Annotated in this window: 39 protein-coding genes; 3 read left to right on the top strand and 36 right to left on the bottom strand. The window is 45.0% G+C overall.

The genetic code is table 11. The features are described 5' to 3' along the window. Positions 1-10 precede the first annotated feature (10 nt). Entirely contained in the window at positions 11-772 is a 762-nt protein-coding gene (locus tag K3G39_RS10135; protein WP_220626053.1) for a DUF5602 domain-containing protein, read from the top strand. Between the two features lie 80 nt (positions 773-852). Here K3G39_RS10135 and K3G39_RS10130 read toward each other — a convergent pair whose 3' ends face one another. Next, on the bottom strand, positions 853-3,240 hold the full coding sequence (locus tag K3G39_RS10130; RefSeq protein ID WP_220626052.1) for a hypothetical protein: 2,388 nt from the start codon (positions 3,238-3,240) through the stop codon (positions 853-855). 188 nt (positions 3,241-3,428) lie between these two features. Here K3G39_RS10130 and K3G39_RS10125 point away from each other — a divergent pair, with 188 nt between their 5' ends. Together K3G39_RS10125 and K3G39_RS10120 are read left to right on the top strand one after the other, a co-directional pair. Further along, positions 3,429-4,496 (top strand): Ldh family oxidoreductase, encoded by a 1,068-nt coding sequence (locus tag K3G39_RS10125; protein WP_220626051.1) that lies wholly within the window; start codon positions 3,429-3,431, stop codon positions 4,494-4,496. Positions 4,497-4,499: 3 nt separating this feature from the next. Beyond that, a complete protein-coding gene (locus tag K3G39_RS10120) occupies positions 4,500-4,838 on the top strand; it encodes a hypothetical protein (protein WP_220626050.1) in 339 nt (112 codons plus the stop codon). Between the two features lie 64 nt (positions 4,839-4,902). Here the strand turns inward: K3G39_RS10120 and hscA are convergent, their stop codons facing one another. The 35 genes from hscA to rpsJ all read right to left on the bottom strand — a co-directional run bounded on the left by hscA (position 4,903) and on the right by rpsJ (position 25,317). After that, entirely contained in the window at positions 4,903-6,765 is a 1,863-nt protein-coding gene (gene hscA / locus K3G39_RS10115) for a Fe-S protein assembly chaperone HscA (protein WP_220626049.1), read from the bottom strand. A gap of 111 nt (positions 6,766-6,876) precedes the next feature. After that, positions 6,877-7,443, bottom strand: coding sequence for a helix-turn-helix domain-containing protein (locus tag K3G39_RS10110; protein WP_220626048.1), 567 nt, complete (start codon positions 7,441-7,443; stop codon positions 6,877-6,879). Between the two features lie 169 nt (positions 7,444-7,612). After that, positions 7,613-7,912, bottom strand: a complete 300-nt coding sequence (locus K3G39_RS10105; RefSeq protein ID WP_220626047.1) for a septum formation initiator family protein — start codon at positions 7,910-7,912, stop codon at positions 7,613-7,615. A 101-nt stretch (positions 7,913-8,013) separates the two neighbouring features. After that, positions 8,014-9,291: a phosphopyruvate hydratase gene (eno, locus tag K3G39_RS10100; RefSeq protein WP_220626046.1), complete on the bottom strand. Its 1,278-nt coding sequence runs from the start codon at positions 9,289-9,291 to the stop codon at positions 8,014-8,016. 20 nt (positions 9,292-9,311) lie between these two features. Continuing rightward, on the bottom strand, positions 9,312-10,418 hold the full coding sequence (gene carA, locus K3G39_RS10095) for a glutamine-hydrolyzing carbamoyl-phosphate synthase small subunit (RefSeq protein ID WP_220626045.1): 1,107 nt from the start codon (positions 10,416-10,418) through the stop codon (positions 9,312-9,314). A gap of 76 nt (positions 10,419-10,494) precedes the next feature. Next, entirely contained in the window at positions 10,495-11,007 is a 513-nt protein-coding gene (rplQ, locus tag K3G39_RS10090) for a 50S ribosomal protein L17 (protein ID WP_220626044.1), read from the bottom strand. 70 nt (positions 11,008-11,077) lie between these two features. Further along, positions 11,078-12,067 carry a DNA-directed RNA polymerase subunit alpha gene (locus K3G39_RS10085; protein WP_220626043.1) on the bottom strand — a complete coding sequence of 330 codons (990 nt, stop codon included), beginning with the start codon at positions 12,065-12,067 and terminating at the stop codon, positions 11,078-11,080. A 39-nt stretch (positions 12,068-12,106) separates the two neighbouring features. After that, positions 12,107-12,712 carry a 30S ribosomal protein S4 gene (gene rpsD / locus K3G39_RS10080; protein WP_076669294.1) on the bottom strand — a complete coding sequence of 202 codons (606 nt, stop codon included), beginning with the start codon at positions 12,710-12,712 and terminating at the stop codon, positions 12,107-12,109. 22 nt (positions 12,713-12,734) lie between these two features. After that, on the bottom strand, positions 12,735-13,127 hold the full coding sequence (gene rpsK, locus K3G39_RS10075) for a 30S ribosomal protein S11 (protein ID WP_116541555.1): 393 nt from the start codon (positions 13,125-13,127) through the stop codon (positions 12,735-12,737). 9 nt (positions 13,128-13,136) lie between these two features. Continuing rightward, the gene (gene rpsM / locus K3G39_RS10070) at positions 13,137-13,514 is read right to left on the bottom strand and encodes a 30S ribosomal protein S13 (protein ID WP_076669293.1); all 378 of its coding nucleotides are present in this window, start codon (positions 13,512-13,514) and stop codon (positions 13,137-13,139) included. Positions 13,515-13,523: 9 nt separating this feature from the next. Continuing rightward, positions 13,524-13,640, bottom strand: a complete 117-nt coding sequence (rpmJ, locus tag K3G39_RS10065) for a 50S ribosomal protein L36 (RefSeq protein ID WP_045688470.1) — start codon at positions 13,638-13,640, stop codon at positions 13,524-13,526. Between the two features lie 5 nt (positions 13,641-13,645). Further along, positions 13,646-13,864: a translation initiation factor IF-1 gene (gene infA, locus K3G39_RS10060; protein ID WP_018476861.1), complete on the bottom strand. Its 219-nt coding sequence runs from the start codon at positions 13,862-13,864 to the stop codon at positions 13,646-13,648. Continuing rightward, positions 13,865-14,638, bottom strand: coding sequence for a type I methionyl aminopeptidase (gene map, locus K3G39_RS10055; RefSeq protein ID WP_220626042.1), 774 nt, complete (start codon positions 14,636-14,638; stop codon positions 13,865-13,867). Positions 14,639-14,641: 3 nt separating this feature from the next. Then, positions 14,642-15,958, bottom strand: coding sequence for a preprotein translocase subunit SecY (secY, locus tag K3G39_RS10050; RefSeq protein WP_220626041.1), 1,317 nt, complete (start codon positions 15,956-15,958; stop codon positions 14,642-14,644). Positions 15,959-15,963: 5 nt separating this feature from the next. Beyond that, positions 15,964-16,410 carry a 50S ribosomal protein L15 gene (gene rplO, locus K3G39_RS10045; RefSeq protein WP_220626040.1) on the bottom strand — a complete coding sequence of 149 codons (447 nt, stop codon included), beginning with the start codon at positions 16,408-16,410 and terminating at the stop codon, positions 15,964-15,966. A 1-nt stretch (position 16,411) separates the two neighbouring features. After that, positions 16,412-16,591, bottom strand: a complete 180-nt coding sequence (rpmD, locus tag K3G39_RS10040) for a 50S ribosomal protein L30 (RefSeq protein WP_191184373.1) — start codon at positions 16,589-16,591, stop codon at positions 16,412-16,414. A gap of 5 nt (positions 16,592-16,596) precedes the next feature. Beyond that, positions 16,597-17,115, bottom strand: a complete 519-nt coding sequence (rpsE, locus tag K3G39_RS10035) for a 30S ribosomal protein S5 (RefSeq protein ID WP_101444070.1) — start codon at positions 17,113-17,115, stop codon at positions 16,597-16,599. Between the two features lie 5 nt (positions 17,116-17,120). Next, the gene (gene rplR / locus K3G39_RS10030; RefSeq protein WP_188501555.1) at positions 17,121-17,471 is read right to left on the bottom strand and encodes a 50S ribosomal protein L18; all 351 of its coding nucleotides are present in this window, start codon (positions 17,469-17,471) and stop codon (positions 17,121-17,123) included. A gap of 8 nt (positions 17,472-17,479) precedes the next feature. Beyond that, a complete protein-coding gene (gene rplF / locus K3G39_RS10025; RefSeq protein WP_220626039.1) occupies positions 17,480-18,034 on the bottom strand; it encodes a 50S ribosomal protein L6 in 555 nt (184 codons plus the stop codon). A 14-nt stretch (positions 18,035-18,048) separates the two neighbouring features. After that, positions 18,049-18,447: a 30S ribosomal protein S8 gene (gene rpsH / locus K3G39_RS10020; RefSeq protein ID WP_220626038.1), complete on the bottom strand. Its 399-nt coding sequence runs from the start codon at positions 18,445-18,447 to the stop codon at positions 18,049-18,051. A gap of 90 nt (positions 18,448-18,537) precedes the next feature. Continuing rightward, entirely contained in the window at positions 18,538-18,807 is a 270-nt protein-coding gene (rpsN, locus tag K3G39_RS10015; RefSeq protein ID WP_188501552.1) for a 30S ribosomal protein S14, read from the bottom strand. A 5-nt stretch (positions 18,808-18,812) separates the two neighbouring features. Continuing rightward, positions 18,813-19,367: a 50S ribosomal protein L5 gene (rplE, locus tag K3G39_RS10010; RefSeq protein ID WP_220626037.1), complete on the bottom strand. Its 555-nt coding sequence runs from the start codon at positions 19,365-19,367 to the stop codon at positions 18,813-18,815. Position 19,368: 1 nt separating this feature from the next. Continuing rightward, positions 19,369-19,692 (bottom strand): 50S ribosomal protein L24, encoded by a 324-nt coding sequence (gene rplX / locus K3G39_RS10005; protein ID WP_220626036.1) that lies wholly within the window; start codon positions 19,690-19,692, stop codon positions 19,369-19,371. 20 nt (positions 19,693-19,712) lie between these two features. After that, positions 19,713-20,081, bottom strand: a complete 369-nt coding sequence (rplN, locus tag K3G39_RS10000; RefSeq protein ID WP_076420876.1) for a 50S ribosomal protein L14 — start codon at positions 20,079-20,081, stop codon at positions 19,713-19,715. 1 nt (position 20,082) lies between these two features. After that, positions 20,083-20,340 (bottom strand): 30S ribosomal protein S17, encoded by a 258-nt coding sequence (rpsQ, locus tag K3G39_RS09995; RefSeq protein ID WP_220626035.1) that lies wholly within the window; start codon positions 20,338-20,340, stop codon positions 20,083-20,085. Positions 20,341-20,355: 15 nt separating this feature from the next. Next, complete coding sequence (rpmC, locus tag K3G39_RS09990) at positions 20,356-20,556, bottom strand: 50S ribosomal protein L29 (protein WP_188501550.1); 201 nt, start codon at positions 20,554-20,556, stop codon at positions 20,356-20,358. A gap of 3 nt (positions 20,557-20,559) precedes the next feature. After that, positions 20,560-20,982 carry a 50S ribosomal protein L16 gene (gene rplP, locus K3G39_RS09985; RefSeq protein ID WP_116541563.1) on the bottom strand — a complete coding sequence of 141 codons (423 nt, stop codon included), beginning with the start codon at positions 20,980-20,982 and terminating at the stop codon, positions 20,560-20,562. A gap of 30 nt (positions 20,983-21,012) precedes the next feature. Further along, the gene (gene rpsC, locus K3G39_RS09980) at positions 21,013-21,786 is read right to left on the bottom strand and encodes a 30S ribosomal protein S3 (RefSeq protein ID WP_220626034.1); all 774 of its coding nucleotides are present in this window, start codon (positions 21,784-21,786) and stop codon (positions 21,013-21,015) included. A 4-nt stretch (positions 21,787-21,790) separates the two neighbouring features. Next, complete coding sequence (rplV, locus tag K3G39_RS09975) at positions 21,791-22,186, bottom strand: 50S ribosomal protein L22 (RefSeq protein ID WP_220626033.1); 396 nt, start codon at positions 22,184-22,186, stop codon at positions 21,791-21,793. Then, the gene (gene rpsS / locus K3G39_RS09970) at positions 22,186-22,464 is read right to left on the bottom strand and encodes a 30S ribosomal protein S19 (protein ID WP_188501548.1); all 279 of its coding nucleotides are present in this window, start codon (positions 22,462-22,464) and stop codon (positions 22,186-22,188) included. Before rpsS ends, rplV begins: the two co-directional genes overlap by 1 nt. 3 nt (positions 22,465-22,467) lie before the next feature. After that, positions 22,468-23,292 (bottom strand): 50S ribosomal protein L2, encoded by an 825-nt coding sequence (gene rplB, locus K3G39_RS09965; RefSeq protein ID WP_220626032.1) that lies wholly within the window; start codon positions 23,290-23,292, stop codon positions 22,468-22,470. 10 nt (positions 23,293-23,302) lie between these two features. Continuing rightward, a complete protein-coding gene (gene rplW / locus K3G39_RS09960; protein ID WP_040573765.1) occupies positions 23,303-23,590 on the bottom strand; it encodes a 50S ribosomal protein L23 in 288 nt (95 codons plus the stop codon). A gap of 1 nt (position 23,591) precedes the next feature. Further along, positions 23,592-24,218, bottom strand: coding sequence for a 50S ribosomal protein L4 (rplD, locus tag K3G39_RS09955; protein ID WP_220626031.1), 627 nt, complete (start codon positions 24,216-24,218; stop codon positions 23,592-23,594). Between the two features lies 1 nt (position 24,219). After that, on the bottom strand, positions 24,220-24,837 hold the full coding sequence (rplC, locus tag K3G39_RS09950; protein WP_116541568.1) for a 50S ribosomal protein L3: 618 nt from the start codon (positions 24,835-24,837) through the stop codon (positions 24,220-24,222). A 174-nt stretch (positions 24,838-25,011) separates the two neighbouring features. After that, positions 25,012-25,317, bottom strand: coding sequence for a 30S ribosomal protein S10 (rpsJ, locus tag K3G39_RS09945; protein ID WP_007654312.1), 306 nt, complete (start codon positions 25,315-25,317; stop codon positions 25,012-25,014). Positions 25,318-25,319 lie beyond the last annotated feature (2 nt).

Below are 25,319 nucleotides of genomic sequence, written 5' to 3'. Positions count from 1 at the left end.
AATCGGTTTCATGCTTTCGCTCGTCCTGCTGCTCTCGGGTTGTGATGACCACAAGGAGGAGTCATCGCCCCTGGCAAACCAGACGGTGTATGGCAAGCGCATCAGTGTAGGGGAAGGCACGGCCTATAGTTGGGCTACTTTTGATGCCGATGGCAATCCGGCTGCTGTTGGTGTAAACATTTCGGAAAGCGCCGTGAGCACACTCCCGCAGGAAGACGACTCGCATGGGCATGGGCACATGATCTATTATGAAATGGAATTGCCAGAAGAGATTACTCGCCAGACGCCTTTCAACCACATCGTGATGGATTGGAACCCGATGGGCCATCCGCCTGCCCTGTATGAACTGCCTCACTTTGATGCACACTTCTACATGATCTCCTCAGACGAGCGCAAGGCCATTGGCGACGAAGCCAGCGACCCTAAACTTGTCATGACTCCGGCTCCCCGTTTTCTGCCGGCTGACTATATTGATGTGCAGGTGAACGTGCCGCAAATGGGCAAGCACTGGGTTGACAGGTATAGCCCTGAACTGAAAGGTGAGGAATTTACCCAAACCATGATTTACGGTTCTTATGATGGCCGCGTCATCTTTTTCGAGCCGATGTATACAGTAGAATACCTGCAGTCGAAGCCAGATGATACTTTTGAACTGAAGCAGCCGGAAGAGTTTCAGCTGAAGAACCTCTACTACCCTACCCGCTACGGTTTCCGATACGATGCAGACAAGCAGGAGTATGTCATCTGGCTCGATAACATGCAGCTGAAGTAAACCGCTATACCTATACGGAAACAAAAAAGCCTGCTTAATTAGCAGGCTTTTTCATTGTTGATAATGCGCTCAGATATAGCTTACCCTTTCGCCAGTTTCTTACGCTCTTTTTCGTAGGCCTTGCCAAGCTGCTTCAGTTTCTTGTCTCCCTGGGTATAGCTGGCAGCCATTACCTTGGCTGCTTCGGTCTGGCCGCTGCTCACGTCAAGTATCGCCAACTGTATACCTAGCTGCTGCTGAACTTTCTTGGTTTTGCCTTTGGAATAGCCTTGGTCGAGCAGGTTGGTGAGCAGTTGTAGCGCAGCTTTTTCCTGATGGATGCTGGTGAAATGATCTACCACACTCGCGGTGAAGGCCAACTGGCTTTGCTCCTTGGCGAAGTTGTAAAGCGAAATATGGTCCAGACCAAAACGAGCAACTGTTTTACTCAGGTATAGCTGTTCGGCATCGTTGTATCGTTGTATCGCATCGGTATAGCGACCAGTTTTTACTATCCGGTTTGCCTCTTCAAGCATGCGCTGGTAGGCTGCGGCATCGGCAATGGTGACACGGCCATCTTCGGCGGTAAAAGTAGCGATGATACACGTCACTTTCGTCCCCGCAGCATTGATAGCAGCCTGATAGGCTTGGTCGGCAGCAATGAATTTCTTTTCCTGCACCAGCGCCTGTGCATTCTGGTAGTGACGGTCGTAATCGGCCTGCACATTCAGACACTCCTGCGTGAAGATGCGATCGCGCAACTCTACATACCTGGCCTGCACTTCGGTATCACGCTCCAGGGCGTAACGGCTGCGCATATTCTCAGCCGTGCTGGCTACAGTTCTGGCATCACTCAACCGATTGTTCATAGCCAGGGTATAGCCCTCTGCCAGCTGACTCAGCAGCACAGGCTTGGCCGCCTGCTGCAACAAGCCACTAAGCTCCCGCACAGGCTGAAAGGTATAGCCCTGCTCCAGCGCCAATGCCGATTCAAACTGCTCCAGCGCATAGCGGTAATCTTTTGACTTCATGGCCTGACGGCCTTTGTCGATGTGCTGCACATAATACTGGTATTTCACTTGCCCCAGTAGCTCTGCTGCTTCGGTCGCGTCGTGCAACAGGTAGTCGTACTGGCGCTGGAAGGTATAGGCTTCGTCGGCCAGCTGCTCAGCCTGCACCAGGTTGCCACTGCTCAGGGCACGCTTGCCCTCTTCCACTACACCACGGTAAAAACCATACACGGCACGGCCTTCGCCGTCGTTCAGGGCGGGCATGTTGCAGCGCAGTCCGCCCAGGGTGCTGCACAGTTCGCGGGCATCAGCATAAGCGGCTACGGCACTACGGTAATCGCCGCGGCCGTTGTGGGCATGACCTTCTGCCATGAACGAACTGTAGATATCGTGCGCCAGCCCTAGCGCCATCTGCTGGGTTTCAGGGTCTACACGCATTTGGGTGAGGATGTCGCGGGTACGGCCGGCTGCTTCGTGCAAATTACCGCTCATGAAATCCAGGCGGGCCAGTTGCAGGTGCGCAGGCGCAAAGCGTGGGTTCACTTCCAGCGATTTCACAAAATAAGTACTTGCAGCCGCCAGGTTGTTGCGGCTCATCAGGCTGATGCCTCTGTTATAAAATTGCTGGTCAAGGGTAGCCAGAGTATGGTTCATGGCTTTGCGACGCTCTTTCAGCAACTGGTTCAGTTGGTTTGACCTAGCCACAAAGCGCTGCGGGTCATACTGGTTCAGACTCAACTTGTCAGCAAAGCGCTTGTCCTGGAGTTTTTCCAACATTTCTTCCATATCGCGCAGGCGCTGGTCCTGCTGCTTGATGCGATCTACATCATCTGCCTTTACCAAAGTTGCATCCTGCAGCATTTTGTTCAGCGTGGCATCGGCGGCATAATAGTCTTTGATCAGGCGAATCCGCGCTTCCAGTTCCTGCACATCGGTGTGAGTATACACCAGCTCCAGACCATCCACTTTTAAGGTATAGCCCTCGCTGTTGGCAGTATCCGGCACAGAGGTTTCCAGCGCCACGATGCCGCCTGGCTTCAAGTTTAGGGCAGGCAGGCTGTAGCGCTTTACTTCCTTCTGCTGACTGTTGAGCAAACGTACCGTCATCTTGGCCTGTTCTGGCAGGAGCACATTCCCCAGGTCGAAACCACGGTAATGCACATCGCCGCTCACGCTAACCTGCTGTAGCTGTACCTTGAGCTGCAACTGGTCGCCGGCTTTGGCAATGCGAGCCTGCTGCTCCAATCGCACTACAAACTCAGGCTTGCGGCTAGGTCGCCCGCCGGTTTTGCTGGCCGTCGTGCCGCCTTCTGTTAGCAGCTGTATCATTTTATTGCTGTTTACCTGACTGCTATTGCCAGCCGCCTCCTGCCTGAAAAGGAAGGATACAGGTACAACTTCGTTAAACACAAGCCGGCTTTGTGCCTGTACAGCAACAGCTGCTGTGAATATCCAGATCAGAAGTAGCGCTCTTTTCATAATCGTATCGTTTTAGCCTACATTGGCCAAGTCAAAATCTATTCCAGTTTTTACCAAACTCCGAAAGTATAGAAAAAAGGGTATATAAATGGTGCTCAAAGGTATAATTTCCGTGAAGGATAATCGCTGGCCAAATTGCGAGGCATTGGCCCGATAATTTTTTAATTTGCGGCCCTAATCTGATTACTATGTACCCATATCGACACCTCTTTGACTTCACCCGCGAGATTTTCCTGAACATAGGCTGTTCTTTGGATGATGCACAGCTAGCGACCCAAGTTTTGCTAGAAGCTGACCTGCGCGGCGTAGACTCCCACGGCGTGGCCCGATTGAGCGGCTACATTCGCCTTTGGGAAGCCGGCCGCATCAATCCGAAACCCACCATTTCCATCGTGCACGAAACGCCCAGCACTGCTACAGTAGACGGTGACGCCGGACTTGGCCTGGTGGTAGCGCCACGCGCCATGGAAATTGCGATGAAGAAGGCAGAGAATGTAGGCTCAGGCTGGGTGTCGGTGCGAAACTCAAACCACTTCGGTATAGCAGGCTACCATGCCATGCAGGCCCTGCAGCGCGATATGATCGGAATGGCTATGACGAATGCCAGTCCGCTGGTGGCCCCTACCTACTCGACGCAGCGCATGCTGGGCACCAACCCGATTGCGGTAGCCGTGCCTGCCAACGAGCAGCCGCCTTTTGTAGCCGATCTGGCCACGACCACTGCCGCCAACGGCAAACTGGAAATCCTGCAGCGCAAGCAAAAGAAAACACCGAGCGGATGGGTACAAACGGCTACAGGGCTGGGCTCTACCAACGCCTTTGAAGTACAGTCAGGCGGGGCCTTGCTCCCACTGGGTAGCACTAAAAACCGTGGTAGCCACAAAGGTTATGCACTTGGTTCAATTGTTGATATTTTTTCGGGTGTGCTGTCAGGCGCCAACTATGGCCCTTGGGTACCGCCTTTTGTAAGCTTCCTGGCTCCTCCTGCCGACCCGGTTGGCCAAGGTATAGGGCATTTCTTCGGAGCGATGCGCATCGACGCTTTCCGCCCGGCCGACGAGTTTAAGCAGCACATGGACAACTGGATCACAGCCTTCCGTAACGCGCATGTAAAGCGTGGCCATAAAGCCGTGCTTATACCTGGCGACCCGGAGCGCATCATGACAGCCAGACGCCTGCAGAAAGGTATACCGCTGTTGCCGCCCGTGGAGAAAGACCTGTCAGAAGTCGGTAAAAAGTTTGGCGTAAAATTTTAAGCGATGCCGACCGATAAAGGTATAGCCTTGTTCCGGGTGCTTGGGCTGGGCTCTACGCGGCAAAGCATTCTGATGCTGATCGTGGCCTGGACGCTGAATGTGGCCTGGATCGGTTTCAATTATTTCTGGCGACTTGTATCAGAGTCGGTATTGATTGCTATACCTGTGCTGCTGCTTATTTATGGTGTACTCGCCTTGGTCGCTTATGTATACTGGGGCATCAAAGGCGTGCGCGAACAAGACGAGCCTTATGCCGGTGTGCTCGTCGGGGTGACTGTGGCTATTACGCTGCTATACCTGAATTATACCTTGCTCGACGCATTGCATTCGCTTAGTCAATAAAAAAGAGAAGAGCTGGCCACCAGGGTCAGCTCTTCTCTTTTCAGGTATAGGCAACAGATATAGCCTACTCTATTTTCTTACCTGCCATGGCTTGCTTAATGGAGATTTGCATCACGCGCTCCGCAAACGGGCTGGTCTGCTCTTCTAAAGTATCCACTGCTTTCAGAATCTGATCTTTGTCGCCGCTCGGCAGCACATCGCGCAGCTTTTGCAGATTCTCGCGTGTCAGGTTTATTTCGTCTTCAGTCAGGTGTTGGCCATTTTTCTCCACGAAACGCTCCACCTGGTAGAGCATCTGCTCGGCTGTAGTGCGTGCTTCAATCACCATACGTGCCGATACGTCTTCGCGTGCGTGCGTAATCGAGTCCATCAGCATCTGCTCTACCTGCGAATCCGTCAGGCCGTACTGTGGCTTCACCTCTACCTCCTGGCGTACACCCGAGCGTAGTTCAAGCGCTTCTACTTTCAGGATACCATCGGCGTTAAGTATAAAGTTCACATCCACTTTCGGGAAGCCTGCCGGCATGGCCGGTATACCTTTCAGGTCGAACTCGGCTAATTTTCGGTTTTCCTTCACGAGATCGCGCTCGCCCTGGTAAACGGATATCTTCATGTTCACCTGCCCGTCTACAGATGTAGTGTACTGGCGTCCGGCTTTGGTGGGAATTTTGGAGTTGCGTGGGATGATCGAGTCCATCAGTCCGCCCATGGTTTCTATACCTAGCGTGAGCGGCGTGACGTCCAGCAGAAGGATGTCTTTGCGGTTACCGGCTAGGATATCGGCCTGGATGGCGGCTCCCAGGGAAACAACTTCATCAGGATTGAGGGAAATGTTCGCAGGTTTTCCAAAAAATTCGGATACCGCTTCGTATACCAGTGGCACACGGGTAGAACCTCCCACCATGATCACGGCATCAATCTGCTCCGCCTTTAATTTGGCATCGCCCATTGCCTGTCGGCAACTGTCAATGGTCTTGGCTACGATCGGGGCAATCAACTCCTCAAACTTGTGCCGTGTGATGCCGCATTCTATTGTGCCGTTCACCTTACTGGTGTAGATCTGCTGCTGACTCAGCGCTTTCTTGGCTTCCTCAGCTTTCAGGCGCAGTTCCTGCTGTAGTTTTTTGTCCTGGTTCAGGGTATCTGCTACCAATTGGTTTTCCTGAATCCAGTAGTTGATTATGGCCCGGTCCATGTCGTCGCCGCCCAGGTAGGTATCGCCGTGCGTGGAAAGCACCTCAAATATACCCTGGTGCAGGCTCAGGATAGAGATGTCAAAAGTACCGCCACCGAGGTCGTACACGGCAATGGTCTTCTCTTCTGAAGGATCTATACCTATACCGTAGGCAAGCGAGGCAGCAGTCGGCTCGTTTACGATACGCAGTACTTCCAGACCAGCCAGTTTGCCGGCATCGCGGGTAGCCTGGCGCTGGGAGTCGTTGAAATAAGCCGGCACTGTGATCACCGCTCTGTTTACCGGAGTTTTCAGGGCATGTTCAGCACGCTCACGCAGCTCTTTCAGTATCTCTGCCGACAGCTCGATCGGTGAGTAAAACTTATCTCCTACCCTGATTTTCACCAGCCCCTCGCTATCATCATCAATAATCTTGTAGCCGAAATAATCTTTGTGCTCACCCAGGTCTTTGTAGGATTTGCCCAGCAGGCGCTTCACAGAGTAAATGGTGTTGGCAGGATCGGTGGTCAGGTAGTCTTTCGCTTCCGTGCCAATAATCGTCTCTCCGCTCTGGGTGAAATGCACAACGGAAGGCACAATGGTACCGCGACCTAGGTCGTTTATAGCAACTGGTTTTTTGGATTCGGGATGTATATAGGCTACCAGGCTGTTGGTAGTCCCGAGGTCTATACCTACAATTACCTCTTCCTGCTGGAGGGCTCCTGTAGAAAGGTTTATCGCAACTTTTGCCATGTTTGTATACGTTAGTGAGGCCGCCCTATACCTGGGCAGCGCTATACGCAAAGTTACGAAAAAATAAGGGGAGGTGTGGACATGGAACAGGTTTATACCTGATACCCGGACTTATGCCTTTAATATGTTAAACGAGAATGGGTAAGGATCGTGTGTCGTTTCCTTGCTGATCAGCCAGCATACTCTGACAACATTGAGCGCATTGAGGAAGTACAGCACGATGTAGGTAACAAACACATACCACCAGCCAGGATAATGCATAATTTTCATCCACCCCATAACTATTATCAGCGGATAAGTGAGTAAAGACCACGTGATCTGAAAATTCAACAGGCTGATACCCTGCTCCTGCACACGGAGCACTTTCTTTTTCTGTGTTATCCAGATGATCAACGGAAAAATGAGATTGCCGAGCGGCATTAACAAATACGACAGTACTGACAAGTGCATCAACAGCAACACACTTTTATCTGGCTCCTTGCTGTAGTCGTATACCTCCTCTACATCTATACCAAGTGCCCGGCAGATGGATTTCAAGGTATAGCCGCGTGGTTCGGTTTCTCCTTTCTCTAGACGCTGCAAAGTCCGCAGGCTTATACCTGCCATCTCGGATAGCTCCTCCTGGCTCAGACCTTTTCGCTTTCGTATTTCGAGAATCTTGTTTCCTGACTGCTTCATGGTGTCTTCGGGTTTGTTTCTCAATACTACAGTAAAAGTATAATGCAGGCTTGCGGTTTTTCTACGTCATTGCTATGACATTAATGACTTTTGTGCTCTAATGGGCTATAAATGCAGAAAGCTGTTCCTATAAAACAGCTTTCTGCACATCCATCTGTGGATCTATACCTTATTTCACTTTCTTGGGCACAACAATAAACACGTCCTCACTTGGACGCTTCATCAGGTATTTCTCTCTGGCAAATTTCTCGAGCAGTTCTGGGTTACCCATCAGTTCCTCACGGTCCTGCTGCACTTCGGCCATCTTTTCCAGGTAGTACTCCTTGTCTTTCTCTTTATTGCGCAACTCCCTGCTCATGCGGTACTGCGTAATAAAATCGTTTGAGTCGAAAAATAACATCCACACCAAAAACAGCATACCTGTTATGAAATAGAAACTGCGAACAAATTTAGGTATCCGATTTAGCATATATAGAAGACTATAGATATTACACTGAGGGCTTTACACAAAAATAAGGCTGTGAGTCATAAACCCACAGCCTTATGCCTAAAATATTTTCATGACGTTCGTTAGAACTTCTTTCCCGGGTAATATGCTACTTCACCGAGTTCCTCTTCAATGCGGAGCAATTGGTTGTACTTAGCCATACGGTCAGAGCGCGAAGCCGAACCAGTCTTGATCTGGCCTGTGTTAAGTGCCACTGCCAGGTCGGCAATCGTGTTATCTTCCGTTTCACCTGAGCGGTGCGACATCACACTCTTATACCCGTGGCGCAGGCCCAGGTTAATAGCATTGATAGTTTCAGTAAGTGTACCAATCTGGTTCACCTTGATCAGGATAGAGTTGGCTACGCCCTGGTCTATACCTTGCTGCAGACGGTTCACGTTCGTCACAAACAGGTCATCACCTACCAACTGTACTTTGCTACCGATTGACTCAGTCAACTCTTTCCAGCCTTTCCAGTCATCTTCGTCCATACCATCTTCAATCGAAGCGATCGGGTACTTCTCCGTCCACTCTTTCCAGTAACTCACCATTTCAGAAGACGTCAGCTTATCGCCAGTAGACTTCTTGAAAGTATAGAGTCCGGTAGACTTATCGTAAAATTCAGAGCTGGCAGCATCCATCGCGATCATCATGTCGTCGCCTGGCTTGTAACCTGCCGCCTCAATCGCCTGTAGTACCACTTCAATCGCCTCTACGTTAGAAGCAATGTTCGGAGCAAAACCACCCTCATCACCTACGTTCGTAGAAAGGCCTTTCTTCTTGAGTACATTCTTCAAGTGATGGAACACTTCCGAGCCCATACGTAGTGCCTCTGAGAAAGAGGGTGCACCAACCGGCATGATCATGAACTCCTGGAAGTCGATCGCGTTGTCGGCATGGCTACCACCGTTCAGGATGTTCATCATCGGTACAGGCAGTGTGTTAGCATTTACACCACCTACGTAGCGGTATAGCGGCATACCTAGTTCCTGTGCAGCGGCACGAGCAATTGCCAGCGAAACACCCAGAATAGCATTAGCTCCCAGGTTGCCTTTGTTCTCGGTGCCATCCAGTTCAATCATGATCTTGTCGAGCAGATTCTGCTCAAACACCGGAAATCCGACAAGCTCTTCAGCTATTTTATCATTTACATTCTGAACGGCCTGCAGAACACCTTTGCCCATGTATCTGCCTTTATCACCATCGCGAAGTTCAATAGCCTCGTGCACACCCGTAGAAGCGCCTGAAGGAACAGCAGCACGGCCTAACACGCCGCTCTCTGTAAACACATCAACTTCCACTGTCGGGTTGCCTCTTGAATCAAAGATCTGGCGGGCTTTAATATCTGTAATTATGCTCATCGGTTTGTTTTTATATAGTTTTACTTGTTTTGTTCTAGCAGGGCGATAAAATCATCGAACAGGTATACGGAATCGTGTGGGCCCGGAGAAGATTCTGGGTGATACTGTACCGAGAACGCTGGCTTCGTCTTCATGCGTATACCTTCCACGGTGTTATCGTTTAGGTTGATATGTGTCACTTCTACGTCCGGATGGTTTTTCAGCTGTTCTGAATCTACCACAAAGCCGTGGTTTTGGGAAGTGATCTCACTCAGACCCGTGATCAGGTTTTTCACAGGGTGGTTCAATCCTCTATGACCGTTGTGCATCTTGTAGGTCGCAATACCATTGGCCTGCGCCAGCATCTGATGCCCCATACAAATACCAAACATCGGTCTGCTCTTATCCAGTATTTGCTTCACACTGTTAATAGCAATGATTGTTGCAGCAGGATCGCCAGGTCCGTTTGAAATGAAGTACCCATCGGGGTTCCACTTCTCCATTTCTTCAAAAGGCGTGTCATATGGGAATACCTTTACTTCACACCCACGCGACACCAAGTTATGCAAACTATTACGCTTCACACCGAGATCTAGCACAGCCACTTTATACTTCACCTCCTCAGGCTTCATATGGTATACCTCTGATGTGCTTACATGCGACGAAAGTTCAAGTCCATCCATAGAGGGTACCTCGGCCAGTCTTTGCTTCAAAGCTGTCACATCAGTAGTTTCAGAAGAGACGATACCGTTCATGGCACCTTTATCACGTATGTGACGCACCAGGGCACGGGTGTCGATTTCACAGATCCCAACGATACCTGCTTTTTCAAAATAATCCTGCAGAGAACCTTCTGCTTGCTTACGAGAAAAGAAATGAGAGAATTCTTTACATACAAGCCCATTGATCTGCACTTTATCCGATTCTACCTCATCAGGCTGTACACCATAATTGCCTATATGCGAAAACGTGGTGACAACTAACTGACCGTAGTAAGAAGGATCTGTAAAGATTTCCTGATAACCAGTCATACCTGTGTTAAAGCATAACTCACCACCTGTCGTACCAATACGTCCCAGGCTCTTGCCTGTAAAGACGGTACCATCTTGCAATAAAAGAATAGCTTCGGAAGTTGTGTGTTTCTTCATTTTGATAATTTGATACAAAAATAAAAAAGGGACACGACTTCCGTCATGTCCCTTTGTAATATTTCACAAATGAAGCTTATTCAGCATCTTTTGTTTCTTCTTTAGTACCCACTGCATCTGGAGTTGCAGGAGTTGAAGCCTCAGTAGACTCAGCGCCTTTTTTCTTAGAAGAAGTACGACGACGAGTTTTCTTCGCACCACCGGCAGTACCTGTTGTAGTCAGCATATCTTCGTTGTAATCAACAAGTTCGATCACACACATTTCAGCATTGTCACCAAGTCTGTAACCAGTCTTCAAGATACGAGTGTAGCCACCAGGTCTGTTAGCAATTTTTACAGCTACTTCGTCGAACAACTCTTTCACAGAATCCTTGTCTTGCAGATAAGCAAAAACAGTTCTTCTTGAGTGAGTAGTGTCGTTTTTAGATTTTGTCAGTAGAGGCTCCACATACTTGCGTAGTGCTTTTGCTTTGGCTACTGTCGTAGAAAGACGCTTGTGCAGGATAAGCGAAGCAGCCATATTTGACAGCATTGCTTTACGGTGCGAAGCGGTTCTTCCTAAGTGATTAAATTTTTTACCGTGTCTCATTATTTTTGATTGTGCACGTGCATACCGTCGATCAACCCACCCGGGGATCGGGAATTATGCCGCAGGATTATTAATCTTCTTCTAATTTATACTTAGAGAGGTCCATACCAAATGTCAGGCCTTTCTCTTGCACCAGATTCTCAAGCTCTGTCAAAGACTTCTTACCAAAGTTACGGAACTTCATCATATCAGAGATATCAAGCTGTACCAGGTCGCCAAGCGTTTTGATGTCGGCAGCCTTAAGACAGTTGTACGCTCTAACTGAAAGATCCATATCCTGAAGAGAAGTCTTCAGTACTTTACGCATATGCAGCAGTTCTTCATCCACAGCTTCTTCTTCTTCAGGTTTAGCTGTTTCAAAAGTCATTGTGTTGTCAGAGAAGAGCATGAAGTGCTGTATCAAAATGTTGGCAGCACCTTTCAAAGCATCTTCCGGATGAATGGAACCATCAGTCTGTAGGTCAAGCACTAGCTTTTCATAGTCAGTCTTCTGCTCCACACGTGTATTCTCTACACTAAACTTCACATTCTTGATCGGCGTGAAGATAGCATCGATCGGAATAAGACCAAACACCTGGTCTGCTGGCTTGTTCTCCTCAGCAGGAACGTAGCCACGTCCTTTCTGAATAGTCAGCTCAACTTCCAGTGTCATGTTCTTATCCAGGTTGCAAATTACCAACTCTGGGTTTAGCACCTCGAAGCTTGTAGAAAACTTGCTAATATCGCCAGCTACAAACTTATCCTGACCTGAAATGGAAACAGTAATTTTATCATCGATAACTTCACTGATTTTTTTGAAACGAACCATTTTCAGGTTGAGGATAATATCAGATACATCCTCCACTACGCCTTCAACAGACGAGAACTCATGCAGTACACCAGGTATGCGAACGCTAGTAATTGCGAATCCTTCCAGAGAAGAAAGCAAAATTCTTCGCAGAGCATTACCGATGGTTACTCCGTAACCTTTTTCAAGCGGCTTGAATTCAAATAAACCATGAAAGTCGTCGGCTTTTTCCATCACAACTTTCTCTGGCATTTGAAATGCTAATATTGACATACTTGCAGTGTTAAAGGTTAAAAATTGATTAAGCGGGGCTTACTTAGAGTAGAACTCTACGATCAGCTGCTCCTGAATTTTCTCAGGGATCTGGTCACGCTGAGGCGCAGACACAAATTTACCAACCATCTCGGCTCCGTCCCACTCTAACCAGCTAAATGCACGTGCATTACGAACACTTAAGCTAGTAGTAATTGCTTCTAGAGATTTAGATTTCTCTCTAACAGCTACCGTATCACCAACTTTTAAGCTATATGAAGGTATGTTTACAATCTCACCGTTAACAGTGATATGCTTGTGCAATACAAGCTGACGAGCAGCTCTTCTTGTTGGAGCAATTCCCAATCTGTAAACTGTGTTGTCAAGTCTTGACTCCAACAGAGTCAAAAATTGCTCACCAGTTACACCACCTTTTCTGGCAGCTTTCTCAAACAGATTTGCAAATTGCTTCTCCAGCATACCATAAATGAATTTGGCTTTTTGCTTTTCTGTCAGCTGAAGCGCGTACTCAGACTGCTTCTTACGACGACCACGGCCGTGCTGCCCTGGAGGATAGCTTTTCTTTTTTAATGCTTTGCTTGGGCCGAAAATCTCCTCATTAAACTTTCTGGAGATTTTGCTTTTAGGACCAGTATATCTTGCCATTTTATTTAATCTGAATTACTAATTAAACTCTTCTGCGTTTAGGAGGACGACATCCGTTGTGAGGGAGTGGCGTAACATCTTTAATAGTTGTTACTTCGATGCCAGTATTCTGTACAGTACGGATGGCGGACTCTCTACCTGCACCAGGACCTTTAACGAAAACCTCAGCTTTACGCATACCCAGGTCATAAGCAACCTTTGCGCAATCTGAAGCTGCCATTTGTGCAGCGTAAGGAGTGTTCTTTTTAGAACCTTTAAAACCCATTTTACCAGCAGAAGCCCAAGAGATAACTTGTCCTGCGTTATTGGTTACTGAGATAATGATATTGTTGAAAGAAGCTTTGATGTGTACCTGGCCTGTTGATTCAACAATTACAACACGCTTCTTAGCTTTGTCTTTTCTTTTCTGAGCCATGATCAAAAGTTATTTAGAAGCTTTCTTCTTGTTTGCTACTGTCTTACGCTTACCTTTTCTGGTGCGTGAGTTATTTTTCGTGCGCTGACCTCGTACAGGTAGACCTTTACGGTGTCTCAAACCACGGTAGCAGCCAATATCAAGAAGACGCTTAATATGCAATTGCACTTCTGATCTCAGAACACCTTCTGTTTTGATCTCAGCTGCAATGATATTTCTGATCTCATTAGCTTCATCTTCGGTCCAGTCTTTCACCTTTTTGTCAAGATCCACCCCGGCTTTGTTTAGGATTTGCACAGAGAGATTACGACCTATACCAAAAATGTAAGTCAAAGAGATCTCTCCTCTTTTGTTGTCCGGAATATCAACTCCTGCTATTCTTGCCATAATTAATAATTATCCTTGTCTTTGTTTATATCTTGGATTTTTTTTGTTGATAACGTAAAGCTTACCCTTGCGACGGATAATCTTACAGTCAACACTTCTCTTTTTTACTGATGCTTTGACTTTCATTGTAGTTATTTATAACGATAAACAATTCTTCCTTTAGTTAAATCATAGGGTGACATCTCTAACTTAACGCGGTCACCTGGTAAAATTTTGATGTAATTCATTCTCATTTTACCTGAGATGTGAGCGACCACCTGATGACCATTTTCTAACTCTACCCGGAACATTGCATTTGATAATGCTTCGATGATGGTACCGTCTTGCTCGATAGAGGACTGCTTCGCCATTTATTGTTGTTTAGCTTTATCTATATAATCAAAAGTTGTTAACACTTCTGCTTTATCTTTTCTTATAACCACTGTGTGCTCAAAATGAGCAGAAGGCTTATTATCGCGGGTACGGATTGTCCATCCATCCTCTTCTTGTATAATATACCTGGTACCGAGATTAACCATAGGCTCAATCGCAAGTACTAAACCATTTTGCAGTTTTAAACCCTGTCCACGCTTTCCATAGTTTGCAACTTCTGGAGATTCATGCAAGTTACGACCAATACCGTGTCCAACCAACTCACGAACAACACCATATTTAGAGGCTTCAGCGTGAGTCTGAATAGCATGGCTAATGTCACCAAGTCTGTTCCCAATAATCGCTTTTTCAATACCCATGTAGAGGGACTCTTTGGTAACTTTTAGTAGATGAGCAACATCTTCTGAAACATTCCCAACTGCATGAGTATAAGCACAGTCGCTATGGAAACCGTTATAATAGACACCACCGTCAACAGAAATTATGTCGCCATCGTTCAAAACGTAATTGCTCGGCATCCCATGCACGACAGTAGAGTTTACCGAAATGCAAAGGCTAAATGGAAAGCCATTGTAGTTTTTAAAGGATGGGACAGCGCCGTTGTCTCTAATGAACTCTTCAGCTCGCTTATCCAATGCAAGGGTAGATACCCCTTCTTTTATAAGAAGAGCTATTTCGCCATGTGCTTTACTTAATATTAAAGCACTCTGGCGAATTAGCTCTATTTCTTCTTCAGTCTTGTAAAAAACCATTTATTAAGATACCATGGCTATATTCTCTGTTCTGCCTCTAAGCTTTCCAGATTTCATCATGCCATCATAATGACGCATCAGTAAATAACTTTCAATTTGCTGCAGCGTGTCAAGTACTACGCCAACCATAATGATAAGCGATGTACCACCGTAGAACTGAGCAAACTCTCTGGTTACACCAAATAGCATGGCGATTGCAGGAAAGATTGCAACAAGGGCCAGATAGATAGCACCAGGAAGCGTTATTTTAGTAAGAATATTGTCAATATATTCAGACGTAGCACGACCAGGTTTCACGCCAGGCACAAACCCACCGCTACGCTTTAAATCGTCTGCAATCTGGTTCGGATTAACAGTAATCGCTGTGTAGAAATAAGTAAATATCAGGATCATTAAACCAAACACTACATTATACTGCCATGAAGTGAAATCAGAGAATGTAGCACCAATATAACTCGCTGTTTCATTCGAATCTGCCCAGATTGAAGCAATCATAGAAGGCAAGAACATAAGTGATTGAGCGAAAATGATAGGCATTACGCCAGCAGCATTTACTTTCAGTGGAATGAACTGACGCTGACCACTATAGAGTGAACTACCTCCAACTTGCTTTGCATACTGCACAGGAATTCTTCTGACAGCTTGCGTAAGCATGACAACAGACATTACTACAAAGAAGAGGACAATCATTTCGAAAATAAATAGCAATGCGCCATTCAATTCTTTTGATAGTGCCTCAGCAACAATAGCCCCAGGGAAACGAGAGATAATGCCAATCATAATCAGCATTGATATACCGTTGCCTATACCTTTGTCTGTTATTCTTTCTCCAAGCCACATACAGAATATGGTACCTGAAGTCAATACAATCATTGAACTGATTGTAAATAGTGTAGTATTGATGACAATCGCCTCGCTGTTAATAGTAGCAACAAAGCCAACTGCTTGAGCAAGTGTAATAATAATAGTAAGAACTCGGGTGATTTGGTTGATTTTCTTTCTACCAGACTCACCCTCCTTCTGCATCTTTTGGAAATAAGGAACGGCTATAGTAAGCAGTTGTAATACGATAGAAGCTGATATATATGGCATGATACCCAACGCAAAGATGGAAGCATTACTAAATGCTCCACCTAAGAACGTATCCAACAGACCGAATATACCATCCGTGTTGGCCTTGAGCTGGTTAGGATCTATACCAGGAAGAACAACATAAGAACCTAATCTGAAAATAGCTATAAAACCTAAGGTATTGAGTATACGTACCCTTAGATCATCAATAGCAAAAATGTTCTTAATTGTTGTTATAAACTTCTTCATAAAAATTAAAGGGCTACTGTTTTACCGCCTGCTTTTTCGATGGATGAAATGGCAGTCTGAGAAAAAGCATGAGCATGTACTTCTACAGCTTTCGAAATCTCTCCTCTACCTAAGATTTTAACTTTGTCATTCTTGGACACCAAACCATGTGCCTTGAAGAAATCAAAGTTAAAAACTTTTTCATTAGTATCTGCAGCCAATGACTCCAGAACATCTAAATTTATTCCTTTATACTCTACTCTGTTGAAGTTTTTGAAACCAAACTTAGGAACACGCCTCTGGAGTGGCATCTGGCCACCTTCGAAACCAGACTTCTGCGAGTAACCTGAACGAGACTTGGCACCTTTGTGACCTCTGGTAGAAGTTCCACCTCTACCTGAGCCAGTTCCTCTGCCGATTCTCTTTCTGTTCTTAACAGACCCTTCTGCAGGTTTTAATGAATTCAAATACATATTAAATGTCCTTTACTTCTACTAAATTGTGAACCTTGTTAATCATACCAGCAATCTGAGGCGTTTTCTCAACAGTTACTGATTTATTGATTTTACCAAGACCTAAAGCTTGAATTGTAAGCTTTTGGCTCTTTGGTCTGTCAATAATGCTTTTAACTTGTGTGATTGTTACTTTAGCCATCTCAATTAACCGTTAAATACTTTCTGCAAATTAACACCACGCTGCTGAGCTACGGCCAAAGGATCACGCATTTTAGACAGAGCATCAAATGTCGCCTTTACCACGTTATGTGGATTAGAAGAACCTTTAGACTTACAAAGTACATCCTTTATACCAGCACTCTCAAGTACAGCACGCATTGCGCCACCGGCAATTACACCAGTACCTGGAGCTGCAGGTTTAACAAGTACGAAACCGCCTGAGTATTTACCTTCCATCGCATGTGGTACAGTGTGATGATAAAGCGGAACCTTTACCAGGTTCTTCTTAGCATCGTCGATACCTTTAGCAATAGCATCAGTTACTTCGTTTGCTTTGCCAAGTCCGTAACCAACTACACCGTTACCGTCTCCAACTACGACGATTGCAGCGAAGCTAAATCTTCTACCACCTTTTACAACTTTAGCCACACGATTGATCGCAACAACTCTTTCTTTGAGTTCGATCTCGCTAGCCTTTACACTACGAATATTATTTTTCAACATAATTCTTAGAATTTAAGGCCTGCCTCGCGAGCGCCTTCAGCCAATGATTTTACGTTACCATGGTAAAGGTATCCAGAACGGTCAAACACCACCTGAGAGATACCCATCTCGAGAGCTTTAGCTCCTATTTCTTTTCCAACCTGATTGGACACTGAAATATTAGCGTTGGTTACACCGTCAAGCTTCGCAGAAGAGGCAGCCGCCAAAGTTTTCCCTGTAGTGTCATCGATCAACTGTGCATAGATAGCTTTATTGCTTCTAAAAACAGATAATCTCGGTCTGGCAGAAGTACCAGAAATCTTGTTTCTGATACTTCTTTTAATTCTAAGTCTTCTTGATACTTTATTAACAGACATGATGATGATTATTTAGACGCTGTCTTACCAGCTTTTCTTCTTACAACTTCACCTACAAAACGGATACCTTTACCTTTGTAAGGCTCGATTTTGCGTAGTGATCTGATTTTAGCTGCTACCTGGCCAATTAATTGCTTGTCATTACTTTCAAGCGTAATAACTGGTGCCTTACCTTTTTCTGTTACTGCAGTAGCCGTAACTTCTGCAGGCATTGAAACAAAGATATTGTGTGAGTAACCTAGCGCAAGCTCAAGTACATTACCCTGTACAGTCGCTTTATAACCTACACCTACTAGCTCTAATTGTTCTTTGTAGCCTTCGCTCACACCAACAACCATATTATTGATCAGTGATCGGTATAGACCGTGCATAGCTTTATGACGCTTTTGCTCAGTAGGACGCTCCACCACAATTTGGTTTTCCTCCTGCTTTACAATAATGTCTTTATCTATCGGCGTTGTAAGTGAACCTTTAGGACCTTTTACAGTAACAACGTTGTCCTTTGCCACAGCAAATTCAACATTATTTGGCAGAGTGATTGGCAATTTTCCTATACGTGACATTGTCTATCCTCCTATTAGTAAACGTAACACAATACCTCACCACCTACATTCAGTGATTTGGCTTCTTTTTCAGTCATTACACCTTTGGAAGTTGACAGGATAGCAATACCCAACCCGTTCAAAACGCGTGGCAAGCTGTCATTTCCGGTATACTTGCGAAGCCCTGGCTTACTAATCCTCTCAAGTTTCACAATAGCAGATTGCTTAGTGGTAGGATTGTATTTCAGAGCGATCTTAATAGTACCTTGTACTGAAGAATCATCAAACTTATAGCTTTGAATGTATCCTTTGTCGTACAATACTTTTGTTATCTCTTTCTTGATATTGCTAGATGGTATTTCAACTACTCTGTGGTTTGCCTTGATGGCGTTACGCACTCTAGTTAAATAATCTGCTATTGGATCTGAGTTCATTATGAATCACTTAAATCTTGATTGCTTTTTTCTAAGCGAGCGGCAAAGATAGGAATATCTTTTCTTCTTTCTTAGTTTCTTAAGAAAAAATTACCAGCTGGACTTTGTTACTCCAGGGATTTTACCAGCAGAAGCAAGCTCTCTGAAAGTAACACGAGAAATACCGAACTTTCTCATGTAGCCACGTGGCCTTCCGGTTAACTTGCAACGATTGTGTAGTCTTACAGGAGAAGAGTTCTTAGGAAGCTTGTCGAGTCCTTCGTAATCTCCTTTAGCTTTGAGTTCTGCACGCTTCGCAGCGTACTTAGCAACTAATTTCTGTCTTTTAAGCTCTCTCGCTTTTACTGCTTCTTTAGCCATTTTTCTTATTTCTTAATATTAGTGAAAGGCATACCAAACGCTTTAAGCAACTCGTAGCTCTCCTCATCTGTCTGAGCAGTAGTTACGAAGGTAATATCCATACCACTAATGGCTTTGATTTTATCAATACTGATTTCAGGGAAAATGATCTGCTCCTTAACACCTAGTGTATAGTTACCACGACCATCAAAACCTTTATCGTTAACCCCTCTGAAGTCACGGACACGAGGGAGAGCGATTGTCAAAAGGCGATCCATGAATTCGTACATACGCTGACCTCTAAGGGTCACGCGGGCACCAATCGGCATTCCTTCACGAAGCTTGAAGTTTGAAACTGACTTCTTAGCAATTGTAGCAACAGCCTTCTGTCCAGAAATAGTTGTAAGCTCTTCTACCCCGATATCAACCAGTTTTTTGTCAGCTACAGCAGCGCCGATACCTTTGTTAATAGAGATCTTAGTGATCTTAGGCACCTGCATCACGTTCTTATACTGGAACTTCTCTTTCAGAGCAGGTATAACCTCCTTCTGATATTTTTCTTTAAATCTTGCAGTTGCCATATTAGATTACTTCTCCTGATTTTTTAGAATAACGCTCTGTTTTACCTTCGCTGTTTTTTCTTCTGCCTGCCTTAGTAGTTTCTCCTGATTTAGAGTCTACCAAAGCTACATTGCTGGCGTGAATAGGAGCTTCCATTTTAGAGATTCCGCCCTGAGGATTTTTGGCGCTAGGCTTAGCATGCTTTGTCACCATGTTGATACCCTCTACAGTTACTCTTTGCTTCTCTATATTAACAGCTGTAATGCGGCCTGTCTTTCCGCGGTCGTCACCGGCAATTACTTTTACTGTATCGCCAGTTTTTACATGAAGTTTTTTCTTATTCATCTTGATGTCTGAATTAATGATTAAAGAACTTCAGGTGCCAACGAAACAATTTTCATGAATTGCTTTTCACGAAGCTCACGCGCTACTGGTCCGAAGATACGTGTACCACGCGGCTCGTTGTTAGCGTTCAGAAGTACAGCGGCATTGTCGTCAAAACGGATATAAGAACCGTCTTTTCTTCTGATTTCTTTCTTAGTTCTTACAATAACTGCCTTCGAAACAGTTCCCTTTTTAACGTTACCAGAAGAAAGGGCTGACTTTACAGTTACAACGATTCTATCTCCGATAGAAGCGTATTTCTTACCTGTACCACCTAAAACACGGATGCAAAGAACTTCTTTAGCTCCACTGTTGTCGGCTACGTTCAATCTTGATTCCTGCTGTATCATTTTATTTCGCCCTTTCTATAATTTCTACTAAACGCCAGTTCTTGGTTTTGCTTAGAGGACGCGTCTCCTGAATGCGAACGGTATCACCGATGTTGCATTCGTTTTTCTCGTCATGAGCCATGAATTTGGTGGACTTGCTAACGAATTTACCGTAGATCGGGTGTTTCATTCTGCTTTCCACTAACACAGTGATAGACTTGTCCATCTTGTTGCTAACAACCTTACCACTTCTTTCTTTTCTAAGATTTCTCTCTTCCATGATTTCTATTAAGTATTAAGAGTTAGCTTCAATTTCACGGCGACGAATCTCAGTATTCAGACGAGCGATAGATTTCTTCGTCTCACGGATTTTCATCGGATTTTCTAACGGAGAGATAGCATGTGCGAAACGTAGGTTCTGCATGGTTGTGTGCTCCGTATTAAGCTTCTCTTTCAGCTCTTCTAAAGACAAAGCTTTAATCTCTGAATTTTTCATATACTATTTCTCAACGTAATCTCTACGTACTACAAACTTTGTTTTAACTGGCAGCTTCTGTGCAGCAAGTCTCAATGACTCCTGTGCTACTTCCAGAGGTACACCGTCGGATTCGAACATGATGGTACCTGGCTTAACAACGGCTACCCAATACTCAGGTGAACCTTTACCCTTACCCATACGAACCTCAGCCGGCTTCTTCGTTATAGGTTTGTCAGGGAAAATACGGATCCATACCTGACCCTCACGTTTCATTGCTCTTGTCATGGCAATACGAGCGGCTTCAATCTGACGGCTGGTAATCCACGATGCTTCAAGAGATTTGATGGCAAAAGAACCAAATGAAATAGTACTGCCTCTATGAGCCAGACCTTTCACGCGGCCTTTTTGCATTTTTCTATATTTAGTCCTTTTAGGCTGTAACATTTTCTAAAACTTAATAATGTTATCAATCAATTATTGACGACGCTTACGCGGCTTAGCTGCTCCGTCCGTTTTCTTACGGTCGCCACGCTCGCCACCACGGCTTCTTCTGTCTCCACTTCCACCCGGTGCACCTGGTCCACCTTTGGTATCTAAGCCAGCGTTTGGAGTAAGATCTTTCTTACCGTAAACTTCGCCTTTAAAGATCCATACTTTGATACCAAGCTTACCATATACTGTCTGAGCTTCAGACAATGCATAGTCGATATCAGCACGAAGTGTGTGCAGAGGAGTTCTTCCCTCCTTGTAGTGCTCAGTACGGGCCATTTCAGCACCGCCTAGACGACCTGAAACCTGCACCTTTATACCTTCAGCACCAACACGCAGCGCAGAAGCAATAGCCTGCTTCATAGCGCGACGGAAAGAGATACGAGCCTGCAACTGCTGAGCGATTGACTCGCCTACCAATTTCGCATCAAGCTCCGGACGCTTAATCTCAAAGATATTGATTTGAACATCTTTGTTAGTAAGCTTCTTAAGCTCTTCCTTGATCTTATCTACTTCCTGACCGCCTTTACCAATAACAACACCCGGACGGGCAGTGTTAACAGTGATGGTAATGCGCTTAAGCGTTCTCTCAATAATGATTTTAGAAATACCACCTTTAGGGATACGCGCTAAAATATATTTTCTGATTTTCTCGTCTTCAACTAGCTTCTCAGCGAAATCTTTGCCACCATACCAGTTAGAATCCCAACCTTTGATAACTCCTAGGCGAAAACCGATCGGATTTACTTTCTGTCCCATATTCTTACTTATTGGCTTTTTTAGATTTCTTAGTTTGCTGTTGCTCGAGTTGCTCTTCAGTCATGCTATCAATCACAAGTGTGACGTGATTTGATCTCTTTCTGATGCGGTAACCACGACCTTGTGGAGCCGGGCGAAGACGCTTCAGCATTTTGCCTTCATCTACAAAGATTTCTTTGATGAAAAGATTAGCATCTTCGATGCGTGAATCTTCATTCTTCTGTTGCCAGTTTGATAAGGCAGATAAAAGAAGTTTCTCAATTCTGGCAGCACCTGAGTTTGCTTCGAATTTCAATAAGCCTAGGGCTTTATTTACGCTTTTACCGCGTACCAAACCTGCTACTAATCGCATTTTGCGAGGAGAAGTAGGCACGTTCTTAAGTCTTGCTACTGCTTCCATTATCGCTTGCCTTTATCTTTTTTAGCTACGTGACCTCTAAAGTTTCTGGTTGGAGCAAACTCGCCGAGTTTATGTCCTACCATGTTCTCAGTCACATACACTGGTATGAATTTGTTACCGTTATGAACTGCAAATGTATGTCCAACGAAATCCGGAGAAATCATGGATCTGCGTGACCAAGTCTTGATAACAGTCTTCTTACCAGACTCGTTCATCACGTCTACTTTCTTCTCGAGCCTATAGTCAATATAAGGCCCTTTTTTTAATGATCTAGCCATTTATTATTTCTTTCCTCTATTAACTATAAGTTTCTCAGAATGCTTCTTCTTGCTGCGGGTCTTCAGACCTTTCGACAGTAAGCCCTTGCGTGAACGTGGGTGACCACCTGAAGACTTACCTTCACCACCACCCATTGGGTGATCGACTGGGTTCATCGCAACACCACGTACTCTTGGACGTCTGCCTAACCATCTGTTACGGCCAGCCTTACCAAGCTTTACGTTCATGTGGTCTGAGTTAGAAACTGTACCTACAGTAGCATAACACTTAACCAGTACCATGCGAAGCTCACCAGATGGAAGTTTGATAGTGGCATAACGGCCTTCTCTTGCTACCAACTGCGCGTAAGAGCCAGCGCTTCTTGCAAGGGTTGCGCCGTTGCCTGGCTGTAGTTCGATGTTGTGTACAATAGTACCTAGAGGAATATCAGATAATGGAAGGCAGTTACCTACCTCTGGTGCAACACCAGGGCCGGACACGATTACCGTGCCTACCTCTATACCTGCCGGTGCGGTGATGTAACTCTTCTCACCATCCGCGTAGTACAGCAGAGCAATTCGAGCAGTTCTGTTCGGATCATACTCAATAGTCTTCACAGTTGCCGGCACGCCGTGCTTGCTGCGCTTGAAGTCTATTATTCTGTACTTCTGCTTATGACCACCGCCCAAATAGCGCAAAGTCATTTTACCTGAGTTATTGCGTCCACCAGATTTTTTACTCGGTGCCAACAAAGATTTCTCTGGAGTAGCTGTCGTGATCTCATCGAACGCCGGCGCTACGCGGAATCTTTGACCTGGTGTTGTTGGTCTTAACTTCTTTAAAGCCATTGTTAATTAATTAAATGCTGCTGTAAAAGTCTATTACTTCGCCCTCTTTCAAGGTAACGATTGCTTTTTTCTTGGAAGACGTGCGGCCAGTTACAGCACCAGACTTGGTGTATTTGCTTTTAACTTTGCCTTGCGTTTTCATGGTAGCTACTTTCTCAACAGTAACTCCATAAAGTTTTTCAACTGCCTTCTTGATTTCTACTTTGTTGGCTTTGATGTTCACCTCGAAAGCATACTTTCCAACCTCATTCATGGCAGCGAATTTTTCCGTCAGAAGTGGTTTCTTCAGTATCATAATATTATGCGCTTAGGAGGTTTTCAATAATGTTAACTGAATCTTCAACCAGCAATACACGGTCTGTATTCAACAGATCATATGTATTCAAATCGCCAGCTGTAGAAATCTTCACCTTATTCAGGTTACGGCCAGAAAGAACAACATTCTTATCAACTGCAGGTAACACTAGCAATGTCTTGCCTTCCACCTTTAGGTTGCTTAGTATGCTTTTGAATTCTTTCGTTTTTGGAGCTTCAAATGTGAAAGATTCTAAAAGAGAAACTTTGTTGTCTTTAGCCAGCAATGAAAGGGCTGAAACACGTGCAACTTCTTTCAGTTTTTTGTTCAGTTTAAAGCTGTAGTTCCTTGGTTTAGGACCAAAAACTCTACCGCCACCTACAAAAAGAGGAGCTTTCAAGCTGCCTGCACGAGCACCACCAGTACCTTTTTGCTTTTTGATCTTCTTTGTAGATCCAGCAACTTCGTTTCTTTCTTTAGACTTGTGCGTTCCCTGTCTCTGATTAGCCAGGTACTGCTTTACGTCAAGATACATTGCATGCTCGTTTGGTGTAGCACCAAACACAGCATCAGAAAGTGTTACCTTTCTACCTGTATCCTCACCTTTAATATTCAATACAGAAAGCTCCATTTTATTTCTCAATTAACACGTAAGAATTTTTGGCACCTGGAACAGAGCCACTAACTACTAACAGATTTTTATCTGCGATAACACGCACAACCGTCAAGTTTTGAATCTTTACACGGTTACCGCCCATACGGCCGGCCATGCGCATGCCTTTAAATACTCTTGATGGCCAAGAGCATGCACCTATTGAACCAGGGTGTCTTGCTCTGTTGTGCTGACCGTGCGTCTGACCACCAACACCGGCAAAGTTATGGCGCTTAACAACACCTTGAAAACCTTTACCTTTTGATGTGCCAACCACGTCAATAAACTCTCCTTCTTCGAACAGATTCACATCTACTGTATCTCCAAGATTCAGTGACACTCCTTCTGTATCGAATTCAGCAACTTTTTTCTTAGCTGACGTATTAGCTTTTTTGTAATGACCAGCTTCTGCTTTCGTTACTCTCTTAAGCTTTTTATCGCCGTAGCCAAGCTGTACAGCTGCGTAGCCATCAGTCTCAACCGTCTTCACCTGAGTAACTACACATGGTCCTGCTTGAATAAGCGTAACTGGTGTGTATTTACCATCTGCTGTGAAGAGGCTTGTCATTCCGATTTTTTTACCGATAATTCCAGGCATTCAACTTGTTTTTTAAAAGATGGATATAATGATTTTACCCTTCAGCTTTTGCTAAGGGAGTGCAAAGTTAATGAATTTTAATATGTATTAACAACATTTGTCTAAAATATTATTAATCAGCGCATAAAAAAAAGAGAACCCTTAGGGTTCTCTTTTTTATCAAGTGTGATCTTATCAAACTTTGATCTCTACATCTACACCACTTGGAAGCTCAAGCTTCATTAGGGCGTCAACTGTTTTAGAACTAGTAGAGTAGATATCAACCAGTCGCTTATAGGTGCAAAGCTGGAACTGCTCTCTTGACTTCTTGTTAACGTGTGGTGAACGTAGTACAGTGAATTTATCCTTCTCTGTTGGAAGAGGAATAGGACCGCTTACGATTGCGCCAGTAGCCTTTACAGCTTTAACAATCTTCTCTGAAGATTTGTCTACCAGGTTGTGGTCGTAAGACTTAAGTTTAATTCTGATTTTCTGATTCATTA

The sequence above is a fragment of the Pontibacter sp. HSC-14F20 genome, from assembly GCF_019599265.1.
Lineage (GTDB): Bacteria > Bacteroidota > Bacteroidia > Cytophagales > Hymenobacteraceae > Pontibacter.
Note: the sequence above shows the minus strand (reverse complement) of the source record. Positions and strands in the feature narration are given on the sequence as shown.

Bases quoted from the DNA above. Each gene is read 5' to 3' on its own strand.
- rpsE (WP_101444070.1), bottom strand. From the start codon at position 17,115: ATGTTGAAAAATAATATTCGTAGTGTAAAGGCTAGCGAGATCGAACTC.
- rpsN (WP_188501552.1), bottom strand. From the start codon at position 18,807: ATGGCTAAAGAAGCAGTAAAAGCGAGAGAGCTTAAAAGACAGAAATTA.
- rpsQ (WP_220626035.1), bottom strand. From the start codon at position 20,340: ATGGAAGAGAGAAATCTTAGAAAAGAAAGAAGTGGTAAGGTTGTTAGC.
- K3G39_RS10130 (WP_220626052.1), bottom strand. From the start codon at position 3,240: ATGAAAAGAGCGCTACTTCTGATCTGGATATTCACAGCAGCTGTTGCT.
- rpsS (WP_188501548.1), bottom strand. From the start codon at position 22,464: ATGGCTAGATCATTAAAAAAAGGGCCTTATATTGACTATAGGCTCGAG.
- rplR (WP_188501555.1), bottom strand. From the start codon at position 17,471: ATGTCTGTTAATAAAGTATCAAGAAGACTTAGAATTAAAAGAAGTATC.
- rplV (WP_220626033.1), bottom strand. From the start codon at position 22,186: ATGGAAGCAGTAGCAAGACTTAAGAACGTGCCTACTTCTCCTCGCAAA.
- rpsH (WP_220626038.1), bottom strand. From the start codon at position 18,447: ATGAACTCAGATCCAATAGCAGATTATTTAACTAGAGTGCGTAACGCC.
- eno (WP_220626046.1), bottom strand. From the start codon at position 9,291: ATGAGCATAATTACAGATATTAAAGCCCGCCAGATCTTTGATTCAAGA.
- secY (WP_220626041.1), bottom strand. From the start codon at position 15,958: ATGAAGAAGTTTATAACAACAATTAAGAACATTTTTGCTATTGATGAT.
- K3G39_RS10110 (WP_220626048.1), bottom strand. From the start codon at position 7,443: ATGAAGCAGTCAGGAAACAAGATTCTCGAAATACGAAAGCGAAAAGGT.
- map (WP_220626042.1), bottom strand. From the start codon at position 14,638: ATGGTTTTTTACAAGACTGAAGAAGAAATAGAGCTAATTCGCCAGAGT.
- rpsJ (WP_007654312.1), bottom strand. From the start codon at position 25,317: ATGAATCAGAAAATCAGAATTAAACTTAAGTCTTACGACCACAACCTG.
- rpmJ (WP_045688470.1), bottom strand. From the start codon at position 13,640: ATGAAAGTCAAAGCATCAGTAAAAAAGAGAAGTGTTGACTGTAAGATT.
- hscA (WP_220626049.1), bottom strand. From the start codon at position 6,765: ATGGCAAAAGTTGCGATAAACCTTTCTACAGGAGCCCTCCAGCAGGAA.
- K3G39_RS10085 (WP_220626043.1), bottom strand. From the start codon at position 12,067: ATGTCAATATTAGCATTTCAAATGCCAGAGAAAGTTGTGATGGAAAAA.
- rplD (WP_220626031.1), bottom strand. From the start codon at position 24,218: ATGGAGCTTTCTGTATTGAATATTAAAGGTGAGGATACAGGTAGAAAG.
- rpsC (WP_220626034.1), bottom strand. From the start codon at position 21,786: ATGGGACAGAAAGTAAATCCGATCGGTTTTCGCCTAGGAGTTATCAAA.
- rplP (WP_116541563.1), bottom strand. From the start codon at position 20,982: ATGTTACAGCCTAAAAGGACTAAATATAGAAAAATGCAAAAAGGCCGC.
- rpmD (WP_191184373.1), bottom strand. From the start codon at position 16,591: ATGGCTAAAGTAACAATCACACAAGTTAAAAGCATTATTGACAGACCA.
- rpsM (WP_076669293.1), bottom strand. From the start codon at position 13,514: ATGGCAAGAATAGCAGGAGTTGATATTCCGGACAACAAAAGAGGAGAG.
- rplF (WP_220626039.1), bottom strand. From the start codon at position 18,034: ATGTCACGTATAGGAAAATTGCCAATCACTCTGCCAAATAATGTTGAA.
- rplO (WP_220626040.1), bottom strand. From the start codon at position 16,410: ATGTATTTGAATTCATTAAAACCTGCAGAAGGGTCTGTTAAGAACAGA.
- K3G39_RS10105 (WP_220626047.1), bottom strand. From the start codon at position 7,912: ATGCTAAATCGGATACCTAAATTTGTTCGCAGTTTCTATTTCATAACA.
- rpsD (WP_076669294.1), bottom strand. From the start codon at position 12,712: ATGGCAAGATATACTGGTCCTAAAAGCAAAATCTCCAGAAAGTTTAAT.
- rpmC (WP_188501550.1), bottom strand. From the start codon at position 20,556: ATGAAAAATTCAGAGATTAAAGCTTTGTCTTTAGAAGAGCTGAAAGAG.
- carA (WP_220626045.1), bottom strand. From the start codon at position 10,418: ATGAAGAAACACACAACTTCCGAAGCTATTCTTTTATTGCAAGATGGT.
- rplB (WP_220626032.1), bottom strand. From the start codon at position 23,292: ATGGCTTTAAAGAAGTTAAGACCAACAACACCAGGTCAAAGATTCCGC.
- rplN (WP_076420876.1), bottom strand. From the start codon at position 20,081: ATGATACAGCAGGAATCAAGATTGAACGTAGCCGACAACAGTGGAGCT.
- rplX (WP_220626036.1), bottom strand. From the start codon at position 19,692: ATGAATAAGAAAAAACTTCATGTAAAAACTGGCGATACAGTAAAAGTA.
- rplE (WP_220626037.1), bottom strand. From the start codon at position 19,367: ATGGCAACTGCAAGATTTAAAGAAAAATATCAGAAGGAGGTTATACCT.
- K3G39_RS10135 (WP_220626053.1), top strand. From the start codon at position 11: ATGCTTTCGCTCGTCCTGCTGCTCTCGGGTTGTGATGACCACAAGGAG.
- rplQ (WP_220626044.1), bottom strand. From the start codon at position 11,007: ATGAGACACGGTAAAAAATTTAATCACTTAGGAAGAACCGCTTCGCAC.
- K3G39_RS10120 (WP_220626050.1), top strand. From the start codon at position 4,500: ATGCCGACCGATAAAGGTATAGCCTTGTTCCGGGTGCTTGGGCTGGGC.
- rplC (WP_116541568.1), bottom strand. From the start codon at position 24,837: ATGCCTGGAATTATCGGTAAAAAAATCGGAATGACAAGCCTCTTCACA.
- K3G39_RS10125 (WP_220626051.1), top strand. From the start codon at position 3,429: ATGTACCCATATCGACACCTCTTTGACTTCACCCGCGAGATTTTCCTG.
- rpsK (WP_116541555.1), bottom strand. From the start codon at position 13,127: ATGGCTCAGAAAAGAAAAGACAAAGCTAAGAAGCGTGTTGTAATTGTT.
- infA (WP_018476861.1), bottom strand. From the start codon at position 13,864: ATGGCGAAGCAGTCCTCTATCGAGCAAGACGGTACCATCATCGAAGCA.